Origin of the sequence: Bacillus sp. MAG717A (genome assembly GCF_036884855.1) — a bacterium.
GTDB lineage: Bacteria > Bacillota > Bacilli > Bacillales > Bacillaceae > Bacillus > Bacillus safensis.
Map to the genome: position 1 here is coordinate 1,978,313 of NZ_CP145733.1, position 17,976 is coordinate 1,996,288.

At 41.1% G+C, this 17,976-nt stretch carries 16 protein-coding genes and 1 other annotated feature; of the genes, 11 read left to right on the plus strand and 5 right to left on the minus strand.

Features of this window, described 5'->3' with window-relative positions; translation table 11 throughout:
- Positions 1-13: 13 nt before the first annotated feature.
- Positions 14-1,807 (plus strand): M3 family oligoendopeptidase, encoded by a 1,794-nt coding sequence (locus tag V6Z54_RS10065; protein ID WP_338527281.1) that lies wholly within the window; start codon positions 14-16, stop codon positions 1,805-1,807.
- A 16-nt stretch (positions 1,808-1,823) separates the two neighbouring features.
- On the opposite strand, the gene V6Z54_RS10070 is transcribed toward V6Z54_RS10065, so the two are convergent.
- Positions 1,824-2,558: an alpha/beta family hydrolase gene (locus V6Z54_RS10070; RefSeq protein ID WP_041088066.1), complete on the minus strand. Its 735-nt coding sequence runs from the start codon at positions 2,556-2,558 to the stop codon at positions 1,824-1,826.
- Positions 2,559-2,746: 188 nt separating this feature from the next.
- Between V6Z54_RS10070 and V6Z54_RS10075 the strand changes: the two genes are divergently transcribed.
- From V6Z54_RS10075 to V6Z54_RS10095, 5 genes are all read left to right on the plus strand, one after another.
- Positions 2,747-3,595 (plus strand): YitT family protein, encoded by an 849-nt coding sequence (locus V6Z54_RS10075; RefSeq protein WP_024426245.1) that lies wholly within the window; start codon positions 2,747-2,749, stop codon positions 3,593-3,595.
- Between the two features lie 48 nt (positions 3,596-3,643).
- A complete protein-coding gene (gene cccB, locus V6Z54_RS10080; protein WP_041088068.1) occupies positions 3,644-3,970 on the plus strand; it encodes a cytochrome c551 in 327 nt (108 codons plus the stop codon).
- A gap of 383 nt (positions 3,971-4,353) precedes the next feature.
- A complete protein-coding gene (gene ftsE, locus V6Z54_RS10085) occupies positions 4,354-5,040 on the plus strand; it encodes a cell division ATP-binding protein FtsE (protein WP_024423601.1) in 687 nt (228 codons plus the stop codon).
- Complete coding sequence (ftsX, locus tag V6Z54_RS10090) at positions 5,033-5,923, plus strand: permease-like cell division protein FtsX (RefSeq protein ID WP_039181755.1); 891 nt, start codon at positions 5,033-5,035, stop codon at positions 5,921-5,923. Before ftsE ends, ftsX begins: the two co-directional genes overlap by 8 nt.
- A gap of 110 nt (positions 5,924-6,033) precedes the next feature.
- Entirely contained in the window at positions 6,034-7,296 is a 1,263-nt protein-coding gene (locus V6Z54_RS10095) for a peptidoglycan DD-metalloendopeptidase family protein (RefSeq protein WP_338527282.1), read from the plus strand.
- 49 nt (positions 7,297-7,345) lie between these two features.
- Here V6Z54_RS10095 and V6Z54_RS10100 read toward each other — a convergent pair whose 3' ends face one another.
- Positions 7,346-8,086: a sulfite exporter TauE/SafE family protein gene (locus tag V6Z54_RS10100; RefSeq protein ID WP_024423598.1), complete on the minus strand. Its 741-nt coding sequence runs from the start codon at positions 8,084-8,086 to the stop codon at positions 7,346-7,348.
- A 153-nt stretch (positions 8,087-8,239) separates the two neighbouring features.
- Between V6Z54_RS10100 and V6Z54_RS10105 the strand changes: the two genes are divergently transcribed.
- The 3 genes from V6Z54_RS10105 (at position 8,240) to V6Z54_RS10115 (ending at position 11,642) form a co-directional block, all read left to right on the plus strand.
- The gene (locus V6Z54_RS10105; RefSeq protein ID WP_305960485.1) at positions 8,240-9,688 is read left to right on the plus strand and encodes a S41 family peptidase; all 1,449 of its coding nucleotides are present in this window, start codon (positions 8,240-8,242) and stop codon (positions 9,686-9,688) included.
- Between the two features lie 344 nt (positions 9,689-10,032).
- A complete protein-coding gene (locus V6Z54_RS10110) occupies positions 10,033-10,386 on the plus strand; it encodes a swarming motility protein SwrAA (protein WP_003212923.1) in 354 nt (117 codons plus the stop codon).
- A 68-nt stretch (positions 10,387-10,454) separates the two neighbouring features.
- The gene (locus V6Z54_RS10115) at positions 10,455-11,642 is read left to right on the plus strand and encodes a PDZ domain-containing protein (protein WP_024426241.1); all 1,188 of its coding nucleotides are present in this window, start codon (positions 10,455-10,457) and stop codon (positions 11,640-11,642) included.
- A 10-nt stretch (positions 11,643-11,652) separates the two neighbouring features.
- Here the strand turns inward: V6Z54_RS10115 and V6Z54_RS10120 are convergent, their stop codons facing one another.
- The gene (locus V6Z54_RS10120; RefSeq protein WP_024423595.1) at positions 11,653-12,018 is read right to left on the minus strand and encodes a winged helix-turn-helix transcriptional regulator; all 366 of its coding nucleotides are present in this window, start codon (positions 12,016-12,018) and stop codon (positions 11,653-11,655) included.
- Positions 12,019-12,246: 228 nt separating this feature from the next.
- Here V6Z54_RS10120 and V6Z54_RS10125 point away from each other — a divergent pair, with 228 nt between their 5' ends.
- Both V6Z54_RS10125 and V6Z54_RS10130 read left to right on the plus strand, forming a co-directional pair.
- Positions 12,247-12,921, plus strand: coding sequence for an NAD(P)H-dependent oxidoreductase (locus V6Z54_RS10125; protein WP_041088071.1), 675 nt, complete (start codon positions 12,247-12,249; stop codon positions 12,919-12,921).
- Positions 12,922-13,010: 89 nt separating this feature from the next.
- Positions 13,011-13,235, plus strand: a binding site (T-box leader).
- A gap of 75 nt (positions 13,236-13,310) precedes the next feature.
- A complete protein-coding gene (locus V6Z54_RS10130; RefSeq protein ID WP_041088073.1) occupies positions 13,311-14,660 on the plus strand; it encodes an amino acid permease in 1,350 nt (449 codons plus the stop codon).
- Between the two features lie 44 nt (positions 14,661-14,704).
- On the opposite strand, the gene V6Z54_RS10135 is transcribed toward V6Z54_RS10130, so the two are convergent.
- Both V6Z54_RS10135 and V6Z54_RS10140 read right to left on the minus strand, forming a co-directional pair.
- The gene (locus tag V6Z54_RS10135) at positions 14,705-15,697 is read right to left on the minus strand and encodes a glycosyltransferase family 2 protein (RefSeq protein WP_218677426.1); all 993 of its coding nucleotides are present in this window, start codon (positions 15,695-15,697) and stop codon (positions 14,705-14,707) included.
- A 31-nt stretch (positions 15,698-15,728) separates the two neighbouring features.
- Positions 15,729-17,843, minus strand: a complete 2,115-nt coding sequence (locus V6Z54_RS10140) for a glycosyltransferase family 39 protein (protein WP_041088077.1) — start codon at positions 17,841-17,843, stop codon at positions 15,729-15,731.
- Between the last annotated feature and the right edge of the window lie 133 nt (positions 17,844-17,976).

Sequence of the window (17,976 nt, forward strand, 5' to 3'; positions counted from 1 at the left end):
AGGGGGAAATATTTTGGGATTAACACCATTGAAAGAAACGTGGGATTTAGATGCCTTTTTTAAAGGAGGCAGTTCTTCACCAGAATTTAAGACATACCTGCAAAACATTCAGCAGCTATTAGATGAATTACGACAAAAGGTGGATGCCTTTTCAAAAGAAGATACACACATTGAAAGCAAATTAACGTCTGTCCTTGACACGTATGAAACTACATATAAAAAATTGTCTCAAGCAGGTTCATTTGTATCCTGTCTTCAAGCTCAAAATACGAAGGATTTGAAGGCGGGCAGCCTTCGAGGTACGATTGCCAAGCTGGAAGCTGATTTAGGAACCATTCTTGCACTGTTTGATCAAGCGCTTGCTGCTATCCCTGCAAACAAGTGGGAAGAACTGATGAATTCAGCAGCCTTTTTAGATGTCCGCTACATATTAAATGAGCGAAGAGACCGTGTGAAGGATCAATTACCTGTTGAACAAGAAACACTGATCCAAAAGCTGGCTGTAGATGGGTACCATGCATGGGATGAACTTTATTCCAGCTTAGTGAATAAAATTACCATTCCGTTTGAACAGCATGGTGAAACGCAGATGATCTCTGTAGGCCAAGCGGAAAATGCTATGGATGATTCAGATCGTGAAGTCAGAAAGGCCGTTTACCACAACCTAGAGCATGCATGGACGCAGGATGAACATTTATTTGCTAGTACGCTCAATCACCTTGCTGGTTTTCGTTTGCAAGTGTATGAAGCAAGAGGCTGGGATCACATTTTAAAAGAGCCGCTTGAAATTTGCCGTATGAAACAAGAAACCCTAGATGCGATGTGGTCTGTGATTGATGAACATAAGCAGCCATTCATTGATTATTTACACCGAAAAGCTGAGATGCTTGGAGTGGATAAGCTGAGCTGGTTTGATGTTGGGGCTCCTATCGGCAGTGAGACCAAAATCTATCCTTATCAAGAAGCAGCTGCTTTTATTGTGAAACATTTCGCTGGATTTGGAGAAGAGCTCGCTGCTTTTACTGAAAAAGCCTTTAACGAACGCTGGGTAGAAGCTGAGGACCGTCCAAACAAACGGGTAGGCGGCTTTTGTACAAATTTCCCTGATAGCGGAGAATCACGTATTTTTATGACCTTCTCAGGAAGTCCATCCAATGTGGCGACACTAGCGCATGAGCTTGGTCATTCGTTCCATCAGGAAGTGATGCAGGATGTTCGCATTCTGAATCGTAAATACGCAATGAATGTAGCTGAAACAGCGTCCACCTTCGCAGAAATGATTGTAGCTGATGCTTCATTAAAAGAAGCGGCAAATGAAGAGGAGCGTCTCAGCTTGTTAGAGGATAAGCTGCAGCGCAGTGTAGCATTCTTCATGAACATTCAATCTCGTTTCTTATTTGAACAGCGATTTTATGAAGAGCGTAAACAAGGAGAAGTGCCGGCTGACCGATTGAATGAATTGATGGTCGAAGCGCAGAAGGAAGCGTTTGGTGACTCATTAGATGAATACCATCCTCATTTCTGGGCGTCTAAGTTGCATTTCCATATCACGAATGTTCCATTTTATAATTTCCCATACACCTTTGGATACATGTTCTCCTTAGGAATTTATGCAAAAGCATTGCAGGCTGGTACATCATTTGAAGAGAAATATATTGCATTATTAAAAGATACTGCTTCAATGACAGTAGAAGATTTAGCCAAAAAGCATCTAGGCGTTGATCTTACCCAAAAAGCATTTTGGGAAGAAGCCATTCGTTTGGCTGTAGCAGATGCTGAAGAATTTTTAGAAGTGACGAAAAAATAAAAATGAAAAGCTCCCGTTATGGGAGCTTTTTTGCTGGCTTCAGCCAATCAAGCATTGCCTGAATGAGATCATTTTGCTGCGATAGGGCTGGAATGTCCGCCGGTTGATCCCCTTTTTGTTTGCCATACATGCCAAATTGCGCATGATTCCCGCCTTTTATTTCATGATAAACGGTTTGAGACGGCAGATTTGCTTTCGATTTCTTGATTTTCTCTTGTGTTGCCAGCCCATCCTTTTCACCTGAAATAGAAAGGATTTTCAATGAAGATTGTTTCAGGTCATCTGATGCTGGATAAGATGCTAGGAAAAAGAGTCCTTCGAGCTTGCTCTGATTTTTTTCTGCAAACATAGCGGCAGCTGCCCCGCCAAGTGAATGTCCGCCAATATACCAGTGTTTGATCGTTTGATGATCTGTGATGATGTCCTGTGCTTTGTTTGGATTGAAGATCGCAAAGGAAAATGGCATGTCAGGGATAAAGACAGAGTAGCCTTTTTTCATGAGCGTATCCCCAATATAGGCATACGCAAGTGGTTCCACCTTTGCCCCAGGATAGAGAATGATGCCAGTATCACTTTTTGGTACTTTAAATGTATAAACATTGTTTTTATGTTCCACTTGCTCCATGTTCAACTGTTTTTTTAATGCTTCTGTTGGTCCATATGTAAAGCGGCTCCATGTATAGAAAGCACCAAAAACTAAGATGATCAGTGCAAGTAATGTCATACCTGTTATCTTCAGTATTTTTTTCATCGCATGCCCTTCTTTCTCATGTACATATTAAATATACCATCATTTAATCCTATGCCAACCGGCAAGTACGCTGATCCGTCTGTGTGATAAAGTATTAATCCATTAGCACTGCATTTGGCTGTTATTTACAATCGTTTTAAGAGGGCTTAAAATAGGTGTGCATTCAGAAGTAACGGAGGAAGAAAGACATGAAGCAGGGACATTCACAATTTTGGATCGAAGTGAAAAATTATTTGTTCATTTTAATCGGATCTGCCATTGTGGCGATTGGATTTAATACGTTATTATTGCCGAATCAGATTGCAGCAGGCGGTGTGAGCGGAATTAGTACCATTATGCAGTCATTCGGCTTTGAAGCAGCGTATGTGCAATGGGGGCTCAATATTCCGCTGTTTATCGCTGGCTTTTATTTATTAGGCGGTACATTTGGAGTGAAAACACTCGTTGGCTCGATTTTTTTACCTTTCATGGTGTTTGTCACAAGACATATTGCACCTGTCACACATGAAGCGCTGCTGGCAGCTATTTTTGGCGGTGTGGTCATTGGGATCGGTATAGGGCTCGTGTTCCTTGGGAATGGGTCAACAGGTGGAACGGCACTCGCTGCCAAAATCATCAATAAGTACACAGGACTGACGCTAGGCACATGCTTAGCGATGATGGATGGCTTAATTGTTCTGGCTGCGATGACGGTCTTTGGAATCGAAGAGGGGCTGTACGCAGTCATTGGTGTGTTTATTTCGAGTAAAACGATTGATGTGGTACAGGCTGGCTTCAGTCATTCGAAAATGGCGATGATCATTACAGGGCATGAAGATGAGGTCAGACAGGCGGTTTTTGATCAAATTGACCGCGGTGTGACAAAGATCTCAGCAGTCGGAGGATATACCGATCATGACCGCCCAATTTTGATGTGTGTCGTTGGGCAGTCACAATTCACAAAGTTGAAACAAGTGGTGAAAGCAATCGATGCATCAGCATTTGTCATTGTAATGGATGCAAAAGAGGTGCTTGGTGAGGGTTTTAAAAGGGCATAAACAAGGATATAATAGCGTTGACCAAATGATTGTAAGGGAGGGAAATAGATGAAAAAAAGCGGATTAACGATGCTATTTGCAGCAATGCTTCTTGTTCTCGCGGCATGTGGAGGAAATTCAAGCAGCGAAAAAGAAGGAAGCAAAAGTGCTTCATCTGTGAGCAGTGGTGAGGAGATCTATCAGCAAAACTGTATTGGCTGTCATGGGAAAGACCTATCTGGCGGAGGCGGACCAAGCCTGAAAGAAGTAGGGAAAAAATATAATGAAAGCCAAATCGCAGATATTGCGCAAAACGGTAAAGGCTCTATGCCAAGCGGAATGGTAGATGAGAAGCAAGCAAAAGAAGTAGCAAAATGGCTTGCAGAGAAAAAATAAAACCTTTGTCTAATCGACAAGGTTTTTTTGTTTCTTTATATGTAGAAAAAGACTTTTGAATAGTATGAAAACGTATTATATTAAATTTCATTTAAAAAATAAGGGTATAAAGGCACGTTTCTCAGTTTTGGTTGTTCTATTTACCTTTTATTTATAAGTTTTGAAATATAAATGTAATACCATTGCGTCGATTCATGACGTATAATTGGAGTTGTTGAAAATGAGACAATTCAATTTTTTCATCTTTTTGGATGAAAAGGACATAAATTGCTAGTAAGTATCGAAGGGTATGTGCGTAACCATACATAACGTTTTTTGACGAGAAGTGTCAAAACATCATGATAAGCTGTTAGTCAGCGAATAAGAAAAGATTAGGTGATTACATGATTCAAATGAAGGAAGTCTACAAGATCTATCCTAATGGCGTAAAGGCGATCAATGGAATCAATGTCTCTATCCATCCAGGAGAGTTTGTGTATGTTGTTGGTCCCAGTGGTGCTGGTAAATCCACTTTCATCAAAATGATGTATCGTGAAGAGAAGCCAACCAAAGGGCAAATCTTAATTAATAACAAAGATTTAGGTTCAATGAAGGAAAAAGAAATTCCTTACGTAAGAAGAGAAATTGGCGTAGTATTCCAAGATTTCAAGCTACTTCCAACTCTTACTGTGTTTGAGAACGTTGCATTTGCTCTTGAAGTGATTGGTGAACAGCCTCATATCATTAAGAAAAAAGTGCTTGATGTTCTCGATCTGGTCCAGCTAAAGCACAGAGCGCGCCAATTTCCTGACCAGCTGTCCGGCGGTGAACAGCAGCGTGTATCTATCGCTCGGTCGATCGTCAATAGCCCTGAGGTCGTCATTGCAGATGAGCCGACAGGAAACCTTGATCCAGACACTTCATGGGAAATCATGAAGACGCTCGAAGAGATTAATAACCGCGGAACAACAGTGGTTATGGCGACACACAACAAAGAAATTGTAAACACCATGAAGAAACGCGTCATCGCAATCGAAGATGGAATGATTGTGCGTGACGAAGCAAGAGGGGAGTACGGAATTTATGATTAAAACTCTCTCGCGGCATTTACGTGAGAGCTTCCGTTCACTAGGAAGAAACACGTGGATGACTTTTGCATCAATTAGTGCGGTTACTGTCACATTGATTTTAGTTGGGGTTTTCCTTGTGATTATGCTCAACTTGAATAACATGGCATCGAACGCTGAAAAAGAAGTAGAAGTAAAAGTATTAATCGAATTAACGGCGAATCAAAAGCAGCAGGATGAATTAAAAGCAGAAATTGAAAAGATTCCTGAAATCAGTAATGTGAAGTACTCATCTAAGGATGACGAACTGAAAGCTCTGATTAAAAGCTTTGGAGAAAATGGACAATCCATGGGACTTGTTGATCAAGAAAATCCATTAAACGATGCGTTCATTGTGAAAACAACAGATCCTCACGATACACCAAAAGTAGCGAAGAAATTAGAAAACCTAAAGGGTACATATAAAGTAACCTATGGGAAAGAAGAGGTCAGCCGACTCTTTAATGTAGTCGGAGTAGCGCGTAATGTCGGCATTGTGCTCATTATTGGACTGTTATTTACAGCTATGTTCTTAATCTCCAATACGATCAAAATTACGATCTTTGCTAGACGTAAAGAAATTGAGATTATGAAGCTGGTAGGTGCAACGAACTGGTTTATCCGCTGGCCATTCTTCATTGAAGGATTATTGCTTGGTGTATTTGGTTCCATTATACCTATTGCTCTATTGCTCGGCACGTATCAATATGCAGTGGGCTGGGTCGCACCGAGAGTACAAGGCTCATTTATTTCAATGCTTCCATACAACCCGTTTGTCTATCAAGTATCACTGATCCTGCTAGTGATCGGTGCAATCATTGGGGTATGGGGAAGCTTAACGTCTATCCGTAAATTCTTAAAAGTATAAATATATTTTGATGGCAGCATTCGAGGTTTCTATAGAAGATGTGACCGGTTGATCCGATTCATCCGGTCGGCTCTTCATGTCGACAGTTGTCATGGGAGGGGAATATCGTTTTGAAAAGAAAGCTGATGATGGCTGGAATGGCAGCGTTTATTGGAACAACGTGGCTATACATTCCAGGGAACGAGAATCGTGCATTCGCATACGAAGACCTAGATCAAAAACGTCAACAAATCGAAGAGAAAACATCGAAGACTGAATCAAACTTGAAGAAGAAAAAGTCAGAGCTGGCAAAGCTTGAAAAGAAAGAATCAAAGCTCAAGAAAGAAATTGAACAAATTGACCAAAAGGTAAGTACTGCAACTGAAAAAGTCGCTGAAAAAGAGAAAGAAGTTAAAAAAACGAAGCAAGAGATCAAGAAGCTAAAAAAAGACATTCAAGTTATCAATGAGCGAATTGAAAAAAGAAAAGCCATTTTCAAAGACCGAATTCGTTCTATGCAAAAAAGCGGCGGTACGATCAACTATTTAGATGTGCTGCTAGGTGCTCGCAGCTTTAGTGATTTTGTCGGTCGTGTTGGGGCTGTCACAACGATTGTCGAAGCCGACAAAGACATGATTACAGAACATGAAAATGATTTAAAGCTGGTGGAGCAAAAAGAAGCAGAGCTAAATAATCAGCTAAGTGGACTTGAAACATCTCTGAAAGAGCTAGAGGCACTGAAAAAAGATTTATCTAAGAAGCATAAAGAAAAAGAACATATTTTAGGTGATGTGACAGATAAAAAAAATTATGCACATGATGAACTAGGCAAGCTTGAGAATGAACAAGAAATTCTTGCGAACCAAAAAGCGGCTGTGAAGTCTGAGGAAGCACACCGTCAAAAGGAAGAAGCGGCGAAAGCAAAACAAGCAGCTGAAAAAAATGAACCTGCACCTCGTAGCGGCGGCTCAGATCAAGTATCTGATACACCAGCAAGCAGCTCAGGCTTTATTAAACCAGCTGCAGGGCGTTTCTCATCTGGCTTTGGCGGACGTTCTGGCGGAAACCACTTCGGATTAGATATTGCAGCAAAAGGCACAGTTCCTGTCTATGCAGCAGCATCTGGAACCGTTACAAACTCAAGCTACTCATCGAGCTACGGAAATGTTGTGTTCATTACGCACAATATCAATGGACAGACATATCAAACTGTATACGCTCACCTGTCTACAAGAAGTGTGTCAACAGGACAGAGAGTTGAACAAGGACAATTCCTTGGCTATATGGGAAATACCGGCCAATCACATGGTCAGCATCTTCATTTTGAAATTCATAAAGGATTATGGAATGGCGCGAAATCAAATGCAGTCAATCCAGCGCAATATATCCGCTAATCAAAAAGCCGATAACATGTCGTTATCGGCTTTTTTGGTCTAGATAGAATTAAAATAATAGCAGTAATCCGGCAATAATAGGTGTTAACAGAACAGCTGATTTCAATAAGAGCTTCGGTGCAAGGCGTGTGAATTTCGCGCCGATAAATGCGCCTAAGACGGTTCCAATTAATATTTGGATCAGCAAGATAAAATCAACATAGCCCTCTGAAATATATCCAATTCCACCGCCGATGGAAATCGGAATAATGACAAGCATTGTCGTGCCAACGGCTTGCCTTATCGACAGCTTCAGTAAAATCAAAAGTCCTACTTGAATAAATGGTGCAGACCCGATACCAAACATGCCTGACAGCATTCCAGACACAAGGCCTAAAATAATGCCTCTTGTCATCAGCTGACGTGAAGAAAGCGGCTGCTGCTCAGCCTCTTCATTAAGAACAAATAGTTTGATCATCATAAAAACAGCGGATAAAAAAAGCATCCCTGCTGTTAAATAGTGCAGACTCTCTTCTGGAATAAAAGGAGCGACCTTAGCCCCAGCAAAAGAAGCAATACAAGCCAGAGCCCCGACAATCAAACCAGATTTCAGCTGAATGTTTCCTTCCCGGTAGTGGCTGTATGCACCTGATAGTGTCGTAAATGCCATAGCGGCTAATGACGTCCCGAGTGCTGTATGGATAGGGATATCAAAAATTAATGTAAGCAATGCGATGACAAATCCGGCCCCGCCTGCTCCTACAAAACCTAATAAAATTCCTAATAAAAGCATCGTCAAGATAATATACATAGCGAAGACTCCTTCTCAATCATAACAAAATAAAAATTACACCTAATAAAATGATTCGTCAAGCCTTCACGGGAGAATGTCTTTACATGAAATCCCTTCTTCTGGCATATAATAACTCAGGTCATCAGGAAGAGTTGAAGAAGGAGGCCAAATATGAAAAAACAAATCGCATCTATTATGGCAAGTGTCGTTCTCTTAATAAGTGCAGGTGTGATGACGCATAAAGAGGGAACTCATGCGGAGTCACCGCAAGCAGCTGCTGCAATGGCTGGACAAGCTCAATCAAGTGATAAGGCGAAAGAGAATGGGATGGAAAAGATCGAGAAAGCCTATGACCTTATTTCGAATGAATATGTAGAGGAAGTGGATCGTCAAAAGCTGCTTGAAGGCGCGATCCAAGGAATGCTTTCAACGTTAAACGATCCATATTCAGTATACATGGACAAGCAAACCGCAAAGCAATTTTCTGATTCGCTTGATTCTTCCTTTGAGGGAATTGGGGCAGAAGTGGGGATGGATGAAGGAAAGATCATTATCGTCTCCGCCTTTAAAAAATCCCCTGCGGCAAAAGCGGGTCTAAAGCCGAAAGATGAAGTCATCAGCATTGACGGTGAGCCGATGAAAGAAAAAAGCTTAAACGATGCTGTACTGAAAATAAGAGGAAAAAAAGGAACGTCTGTCGCCTTAACAATCAAACGAAACGGGATTGAAAAAGAGCTAACGTTCCATATCAAACGAGAAGAAATCCCGCTTGAAACAGTGACTTCTTCTGTAAAAGAGGTCAATGGTCATAAAACAGGCTATATTGCGATCTCCAGCTTCTCTGAAGATACGGCGAAGGATTTCACGTCAAGCCTGAAACAACTCGAGAAAAAGGGCATAGAAGGCCTTGTACTGGATGTGAGAGGAAACCCTGGCGGCTATCTGCAAAGTGTGGAAGATATTTTGAAGCATTTTATTACGAAGGATCAGCCCTATATTCAAATCGCAGAACGGAATGGCGACCGGAAACGATATTTTTCAAAGCTGAAAGAACAAAAGCCTTACCCAGTCAATGTCTTAATTGATAAAGGAAGTGCTTCCGCTTCGGAAATACTTGCTGGAGCCATGAAAGAAGCTGGAAAATATGAAGTCGTCGGTGATGTCTCCTTTGGAAAAGGAACTGTGCAGCAGGCGGTTCCGATGGGAGATGGAAGTAATATTAAATTAACGCTTTATAAATGGCTCACGCCAAAAGGCAATTGGATTCACAAAAAAGGCGTTGTACCGACAATTGCGATTCATCAGCCTGATTACTTTACCGTAGGTCCGCTTCAGCTAAAAGAACCGCTTCAGCTTGATATGAACAATGAGGAAGTGAGACAAGCCCAGACACTGTTAAAGGGATTGTCGTTTGACCCTGGCAGGGTAGATGGATACTTTGATGAAGAAACGAAAAAGGCCGTACTTGCCTTCCAAAGCACATACAATCTTGATAAATCAGGTGTCATTGATTTGAAAACAGCGGAAATGATGAACAAAATGGTGGATGAAGTGAAATCATACGAAAAAAATGACCTTCAATTGCAGACTGCACTAAAAGCACTATATCTTAAAAAATAAAGAGGCGAATAATTGCCTCTTTTTTTTGGTTCATAAGTGTCACGAACATGTAATAATTTATTTATAAAAATAAATTATATCGAGAAATATATTCATTTATTTTACAAAAAACATAACATTCCTTCAATTTTACCCGATAACATATGTATATAAGAGACTTTCTGTTGATTTAAACATGTCATGAAAATGAAACTTTTGAAAGTTGTATGTTACATAAATAATTCTTACAATAAAAAGTAGCACTCATTTTAAATATTTTATTTTTTGCGGATATTCAGCTTGAGCATTAAGCTGTACCGAGGTTTGCGCTTTTCTTAAAAGAACTAGTAAATGGGGGTACACAATTGAAAAGGGCAAGTATTGTGAGAGAGAAAAAATATTACGAGTTGGTAGAGGAACTTAAGAGTCGTTCGAAAGATGTGACGTTTTCCGCTACAAAGGCATTAAGTCTGCTCATGCTGTTAAGCAGGTACTTGGTCAATTACACAACGGTAGAATCAGTCGATGAAATCGATGAAGACTGTGCTGAGATATACTTCAATTATTTAATGGATAATCATAAGAGACTTGGTATAAACTTAACCGACATCAAGAGGTCGATGCAGCTGCTCGGCGGCATACTAGATGTAGATGTCAATCACTACTTAAAAGATTTTTCACTGTCGAATGTCACACTTTGGATGAATCAGGAGAAATAAACCTGATGTCAAGCATCGATTTATTTGATAGAATAAGAGAAAATGCTTGACTTGGGCGGTGAACGATAATGAGCTCGGAGTGGATGGGAGCCGGATTAAAAGCGGTCGGTCTGTTTTTAATCCATCCTCTTTTTTATTTCATGATATTAATCAGCCTATTGCATGGCTACATCCGCGTAAAGCGGGAGAGAAAAGCGTTTCAAACAAGAATAGAAGATGTATACGATGAACTTAAATTTACATATTCAAAGGGATGGATTCTAGGGATATGCCTATCCGTCATTTCAGTAGGCTTAGGGATTGCCCTCCCTCCTGGATTCATCGTGCTGATTGCAGCGATGACCATCGTTTTCTCTTTATTCTTTAAGGCGAGTGCGCTTTCGTCTGCATACACACTCGGTTTCAGTTTTATTGCGGCACTTGGACTGATGCATTTCCAAGTGAGTCATTCTTGGCTGCCGCAGCTCTCAATGATGAATGCATCAGCCGTTGTCATTCTGCTAGGACTTTTATTAATGACCGAGGGGATTCTAGCCTATCGAACGGCGCATTTACGTACATCGCCTGCTATGGTGATGAGTGCGAGAGGACTTTTAATTGGTCAGCAGCGGGCAAACCGTCTGTGGCTTTTACCGCTTGTTTTGCTGATGCCGGCAGGTGAATTCACTTCTTCTCTGCCATGGTGGCCGGTACTTCAAGTGCATGATCAAAGCTTTTCATTTATTTTGATTCCATATATCATCGGATTCGGTCAGAGAATTCAAGGCTCACTGCCAATTGTTAGTATTCAAATTACGGCACGTCGTATTCTCATGCTCGGACTCGCTGTCGCCTTATTAGGTGCTGCAAGTATTTGGTTTGAACCGATTGCTTGGGGAGCTGTATTGATTGCGGTGATAGGAAGAGCCTTTCTCTCATGGAAGCAGAGGGTCAATGACAATGCGGCCCCGTTCTACTTCTCTAAGCGTAATCAAGGGCTGATGGTCTTGGGGATTATTCCAAATACACCAGCGGCTGATTTAAAGCTTGAGATCGGAGAAGTCATTACAAAAGTGAATGGAATTGAGGTCAAAACCGTTTCGGAATTTTATGAAGCCCTTCAAACCAATCGTGCATTGACAAAGCTCGAGATCATTGGCTTAAATGGTCAGACAAGATTTGAGAAACGTGCTTCTTACGAAGGGGAGCATCATCAGCTTGGCATCCTGTTTGTGAAGGATGATCCACAGCAAGAGCCAACGGCAATTTCATCTTAAAAAAAAGCTGCTAGAGATGGCAGCTTTTTTCTTTTGGGCGCGCTTCTTTCCCATAGGATTCGCCCCATTCACGCATGGCGAAGATGATAGGCTTTAATGTATTTCCGAGAGAAGTGAGTGAATATTCGACACGAGGGGGGACCTCCTCATAGACTTCTCTATGAACAACGCCGTCTTGTTCAAGCTCACGCAATTGCAGTGTGAGGACACGCTGAGAAATTCTTGGCAGCAGCCGGCGCAATTCATTGTAGCGTTTTGGTCCGCAGGTCAAATGATAAAGGATCACTCCTTTCCATTTCCCTCCGATGACACTTGTCGTCACTGAAACGGGACAGCCATGATTGACAATACTGACTGGATTGGATGGTGCACTCATCTTAAGACTCCTTTCTAAGGCAAATTTGGTGATATACGAACAAGATGGTAACTAACGAACAAAAATGTGCGTACTTGAATCGCTCGAAGCTTTTCTTATACCATATAGATATCACATCACACATTCGGGCTGTTTGTTTTCTTATCATAACAATTTCTATATGGGAATGGAAAGAAATTGGATTGACGAAACACACACCCTAATTGGTTAATAGAAAGGATGAATACAATGCGAAACAAAGAACAATTAAAAAAAGAAATCATTGAGGCGTATGAGTTCCGCCATGCAACAAAAGAGTTTGATCCAGCGAAAAAAATATCAGAGGATGATTTTGCGTTTATTTTAGAAACAGGAAGACTTTCCCCAAGCTCTGTAGGGTTTGAGCCTTGGAAGTTCCTCGTTGTTCAAAATGAAGCATTGAGAGAAAAATTAAAAGAATATACATGGGGAGCGCAAAAGCAGCTTCCGACTGCCAGCCATTTTGTGATCATCTTGGCAAGAACAGACGCCCGTTATGATTCAGCATATGCAGAATACATCAACAAGCAAATCAAAGGAATGACAGACGAAACGTTCGAGATGGTGAAGGGACGCTACCAAGAATTCCAAGAGAATGATCTTCATTTGTTAGAAAATGAACGTACGCTCTTTGATTGGGCTTCAAAACAAACGTATATTGCCCTTGGAAACATGATGACAGCCGCTGCACAAATTGGCATTGATTCATGCCCAGTCGAGGGATTCAGCTACGATGAGATTCATCGCATTTTAGATGAAGAAGGGCTTCTTGAAGATGGTCAGTATGATATTTCTGTCATGGCAGCCTTTGGTTATCGTGTGATCGAGCCGAAGCGTGGCAAAACGCGCCGTCCGATGGATGAAGTAGCTGTTTGGATTCGTTAAAAGAGAATGTCTGAAAAAGGATGTTGACAATTGCGTGGTTAGTCAGTATATTTAAAAAATAAAATCTTTGATGAATATACAAATTGACTATAAACGCTTTGACTTGAGAATAGTAGATGAACATCCGTTTTTTAAGAGAGCTGCGGGTTGGTGCAACGCAGTAAAACGAATCATTGAACTCGCTCAAAGAGCGGTAAGACTGAATGAATAGTAAGTCTTTACGTGTGACCTCCGTTAATGGGTTTTAAGTTGGATTCAGCAATGGCTGAATCAATTAGAGTGGTAACGCGGTTGCAAGGTCAGTCGTCTCTTCAATGAGATGACTGGCCTTTTTATATGCTTTTATCTTATATTTGTCTGAAGATTCAAATTTAAAGGAGCTATAGAAAATGGAAAAGGAACATGTGCAGTTAAAACGAACAATGACGTCAAGGCATATTATGATGCTCGCACTTGGCGGTGCAATTGGTGCTGGTCTGTTTAAAGGAAGCAGCTCTGCTATTGATATCGCAGGTCCTGCTGTCATTTTGGCATATATGATTGGTGGTCTTATTTTATTATTTATTATGCAAGGACTTGCCGAAATGACGGTTGCACGACCTGGCGCAAGAACGTTTCGTGATTTAATTGAACCTGTGTTAGGTAAATATCCAGCTTATTTCTTAGATTGGATATATTGGAAAATGTGGGTGCTGAACATTGCAGCAGAAGCGATCGTATCTGCGATCTTTATTCAGTACTGGTTCCCACAGGTGCCGATTTGGATACTTGTGTTAATCATTTCGCTTGTTGTGACATTGATCAATGTTTGTTCTGTTAAAATGTTTGCTGAGACGGAGTACTGGTTAGCTTCTATTAAAATTGCTGTCATTATTTTATTTATTATCATTGGGTTAACCATGCTTTTTGTCTCATTTGGTCAGCATGCAGCACCGGGATTATCCAACTTAACCGGCCACGGAGGATTTTTCCCGAATGGAACGGGCGGCTTAATTGCGGCCATGCTTGTTGTGGTGTATTCATATGGAGGGACGGAAATGATTGGGGTCACATTAGCAGAAACAAAAAACCCTGAAAAAGTCATCCCAAAGGCCATTCAAAGTACATTTGTACGAATCATCGGTTTCTATGTACTGCCGTTTTTCATCATCGTCAGCTTGATTCCTTGGAATCAAGTAAACAATGAGCAAGTGAGTCCATTCGTCACCGTGTTTGCAACAATTGGCGTGCCATACGCAAGTGATATCATGAACGGTATCATTTTACTAGCGATCTTGTCTTCTATGAACTCTGGACTGTACGCATCCTCAAGGGTACTTTATACGCAAGCGATGGATGGACGTGTATGGAAGGGCTTCTCAAAGCTATCAAAACAGCAGGTGCCTGTTAGAGCAATCCTAGTGTGTACATCTACATTGTATGCCGCTGTATTGATTTCTCTTTTTGTAGGAAGTCAAACCTTTAATTATTTAATGGGATCTTTAAGCTATACGGTCTTATTCATCTGGTTTATTATTGCTGTCGGGCATTTAAAATCTCGAAGTGTAGCAGAACCAGGAGGATATCGCGTGAAGCTGTATCCTTTTACAACATGGTTTTCTGTGATTGCGATCATTGCCATTTTCATCGGCGTTGTGTCAACAACTCCAATTGTCCAAACAATGGTCACAATGGGCATTTATCTGATTATTACTCTTTCTTTCTTCATTAACAGAAAGCGGTTTGAAACACCTGCTTAATACAAAAAGCGTGCGGGACCTTTAAAGAGGTCTCACACGCTTTTTTAATGCTGTTTGTATTGCTTGAAATGAACAGGGGGTTGAACAGGATGTGGCTTTGACTGAAGCCCGTAACTCTCTCTTACGATGTAAAGAGGTCGATCTTTTGCCTCGTCGTAGATTCGGCCGATGTATTCCCCGATCATTCCCAGCATAAAGAGGATAATGCCGCTAAAGAACAGCTGTATGACAATTAATGAACTCCATCCTGTAATGGTGCTGTTTGTAAAAAGCTTTAAGTAAAGTACAAGAAACATTGAAATGAATCCGATAGCGGAAAGGGCAATTCCTGCTATACTCGCTAGCTTCAAAGGTTTATAGGAAAAGGAAGTGATTCCATCCATCGAGAGCTTAAGCATCTTTTTGAGCGGGTATTTTGTTTCTCCTGCTAGACGTTCATCTCGAACGTACTCTACTGCAATTTGTTTAAAACCTACCCAGCTGACTAGGCCGCGAACAAATGGATTTTTTTCTCGTATTTTTCTCATTTCATGGCACACTCTACGATCCATTAACCTGAAGTCACCGGTGTCGATTGGGATATCTACTTCGGTGATCTGACGTAAAACGCGATAGAAAAGGGAAGCGGTTTGCTTTTTGAAAAAAGTTTCGCCTTTTCGTTTGGTGCGCACGGCGTATACGACTTCATAGCCTTCTTTCCATTTTGCGATCATCTCTAATATCAATTCAGGCGGATCTTGTAGGTCTGCATCTATCACGATGACAGCTTCTCCCTTTGCATAATCCATCCCAGCTGTAATTGCAATTTGGTGTCCGAAGTTACGTGAGAAATCAATGAGTCTTACCTTCGGATCGTTTTGGGAATACCCTTTAATTAGTTCAGCTGTTCGATCCATACTACCGTCATTGACGAAGAGAAGCTCGTATGCTTCTCCCGTCGAATCCATGACTGTTTTCAGTCGCTGATAGGAATCATGGATCACAAGCTCTTCATTATAGACTGGGACTACAATAGAATATCGTATGTTCTTTTCCATCAGTCATCGTTCCTCCCTTTTAATAGATGAATTAATCAACGGATAGTTCATAAAGAGTGCCGCTCTCCATTCCGCCCATTGGTCCATTTGACTGATCATTTTGTTCTGATTGTTGGCTGTCTGTTTGCTGGTTTGTTTTGGATGTAGAGCTGTTCTGCCATTTAGAAGCAGATACTTCTTTTCCATTTTTTTGAATCCAAGTTAGAATGTCAGAGCTGCCGCCTCTCATACCAGAAAGATAGAAGTATTTGATTTTGCCGTCTTTGACGAGCTCTTTAAATTCGCTAAGCGTGAGAATGTTATCAGATCCACTAAATCCACCTAATGCCATAACAGCTTTTCCTGTTTTAATAATGTAAGGTGAAGCAGTGGTTGCATCTGTTGTTCCGAATAGGAATTCTTCTCCCGTATTGTTTTTCTCAAGATAGCTGATCAACTTTTCATTGACTTGTGAACTCATGCTGCCACTTGAAGTGGCAAGCTGAGGACCAGCCTCTGGAAGCATACTGTTTCCTCCATAAAGAAGAGGTGTGCTTGACCAGTATAGTGGTGCAATCAGCATGCCAAGGATGGCGATGAGAGACACGAATTGTTTTCGTTTTTCTTTTCCTTTTATGAAAAGCAGAGAAAGGATTGTTCCAACACCAATGATACCGACTGAAATGCTTAGTCCAAGACCGATCGTGCTTGTAAAAGTGGATAGGATAAAGATTTCAAATGCTGTTGTAACGAATATCGCAATTGGAAGCAGCCATTTTTTAAACCCAGTTCCTGTTTGAAATAAGTGTGTCATCGAAACCCATCCGGCTCCTACTAATACAGCAATTGGAGGTGCCAGCATGATCAAATAATAATGATGGAAAAATCCTGCTACACTGAAAAATGCAGCAACAGGAATAAGCCAAGCTAACCAAAATAGTGTTTCTTTTTGTTTTGTATTGAGACGTCTTCTTTCAAAGGCAGTCGAGAAGAAGATACCAATCGCACCGAAGATTGCAAATGGAAGCAGCCAGCTGATTTGATCGGATAGTTCAGATTGGAATAAACGTAGCGGTCCCTTGGTTCCTGTACCAAACATGCCGGACCCATTTCCCATTTTTCCGCCCACGCCATTTGGCGGTCCATCACCATTACCGCCAAATGGCATATCAGGTGGTGTTGTGCCGTTTACACTGTTTGGGGGTCCTTGCATTGAAGGCTGTTCCTGACTGGATGATTGGTTTGAATTGTCTGAGTTGTTTTGATTTCCACTAGATGGCGGCTGAGGCATGGTGGATGAATCATTGTCATTTTGCTGATCACCCTGCTGTGGAGGTGGCTGTCCCTCACCCTGATTTGTGCCGCCTCCCCCGCCAGACTGTTGACCAGTCAGCCGCTGGAGACCGTTGTAACCAAAGGCTAATTCTAATGCAGAATTCGATTGACTTGAACCGATATAAGGTCGATTGTCTTTGGCAGTGAGATCAATCGCTATTGACCATGAAGCAGATACACCTAAAAGGACAATCATTGAAACGATCAGCGAGAGTAATTTTTGCTTCCATGTCGTTCGGTAGGCAATGATGTAAAAAAGAATGAGTGCTGGTACGATCATATAGGCTTGTAGCATTTTTGTATTAAAGCCGACGCCAATCATCGCAAACGAAACAATCGCCCAAAGAACCTTTTGCTGTTTTACAGCCTTGAACATCATTCCTGTTGCTAGTAAAAGTATAAAGACAAGTAAGCTGTCAATATTATTTGTTCGAGATACAGCAACCGCAATAGGTGTACACGCCATGATAAGTGCCGCTAATCTTGCCGCTGCTTGACCAAAAGTTGGTTTGACAAGACGATAGATCAGATAAACAGATCCAATGCCTGCTAAAGCTTGAGGCAAGATGACGCTCCATCCATGGAGACCAAAAATTTTGGCACTCATCGTTTGCAGCCAGAAGGTGAGCGGGGGTTTATCCACCGTGACATATCCTGCTGGATCAAATGAAGCAAAGAAGAAATTATGCCAGCTTTGCATCATACTTGTGACAGCCGCAGTATAATACGCATTCACCGTATCATCTTCCCAAATGTTATAAATGTTTAAGATGGCAGATAAGATCAATATGAAAAATAAATAAATATCAAATTTCTGAAAACGTCTGATCAAAAGCATGTCACTCCTTTTTCTTCACTTGAAAAAAGTGTAACAAGCAAATATGAATAAAATGTTAATAAAAAAAGGCCATTTTTTTATTTTTTAGAAATAAAAACAGCTCTTAATGAAAAGAGCTGTTCAAGTT

Excerpts from the sequence above, each read along its gene's own strand:
- V6Z54_RS10105 (WP_305960485.1), top strand. The coding sequence starts at position 8,240 with ATGAAAAAACAAATCGCATCTATTATGGCAAGTGTCGTTCTCTTAATA.
- V6Z54_RS10100 (WP_024423598.1), bottom strand. The coding sequence starts at position 8,086 with ATGTATATTATCTTGACGATGCTTTTATTAGGAATTTTATTAGGTTTT.
- ftsX (WP_039181755.1), top strand. The coding sequence starts at position 5,033 with ATGATTAAAACTCTCTCGCGGCATTTACGTGAGAGCTTCCGTTCACTA.
- V6Z54_RS10125 (WP_041088071.1), top strand. The coding sequence starts at position 12,247 with ATGCGAAACAAAGAACAATTAAAAAAAGAAATCATTGAGGCGTATGAG.
- V6Z54_RS10115 (WP_024426241.1), top strand. The coding sequence starts at position 10,455 with ATGAGCTCGGAGTGGATGGGAGCCGGATTAAAAGCGGTCGGTCTGTTT.
- V6Z54_RS10120 (WP_024423595.1), bottom strand. The coding sequence starts at position 12,018 with ATGAGTGCACCATCCAATCCAGTCAGTATTGTCAATCATGGCTGTCCC.
- V6Z54_RS10070 (WP_041088066.1), bottom strand. The coding sequence starts at position 2,558 with ATGAAAAAAATACTGAAGATAACAGGTATGACATTACTTGCACTGATC.
- cccB (WP_041088068.1), top strand. The coding sequence starts at position 3,644 with ATGAAAAAAAGCGGATTAACGATGCTATTTGCAGCAATGCTTCTTGTT.
- V6Z54_RS10130 (WP_041088073.1), top strand. The coding sequence starts at position 13,311 with ATGGAAAAGGAACATGTGCAGTTAAAACGAACAATGACGTCAAGGCAT.
- ftsE (WP_024423601.1), top strand. The coding sequence starts at position 4,354 with ATGATTCAAATGAAGGAAGTCTACAAGATCTATCCTAATGGCGTAAAG.
- V6Z54_RS10135 (WP_218677426.1), bottom strand. The coding sequence starts at position 15,697 with ATGGAAAAGAACATACGATATTCTATTGTAGTCCCAGTCTATAATGAA.
- V6Z54_RS10075 (WP_024426245.1), top strand. The coding sequence starts at position 2,747 with ATGAAGCAGGGACATTCACAATTTTGGATCGAAGTGAAAAATTATTTG.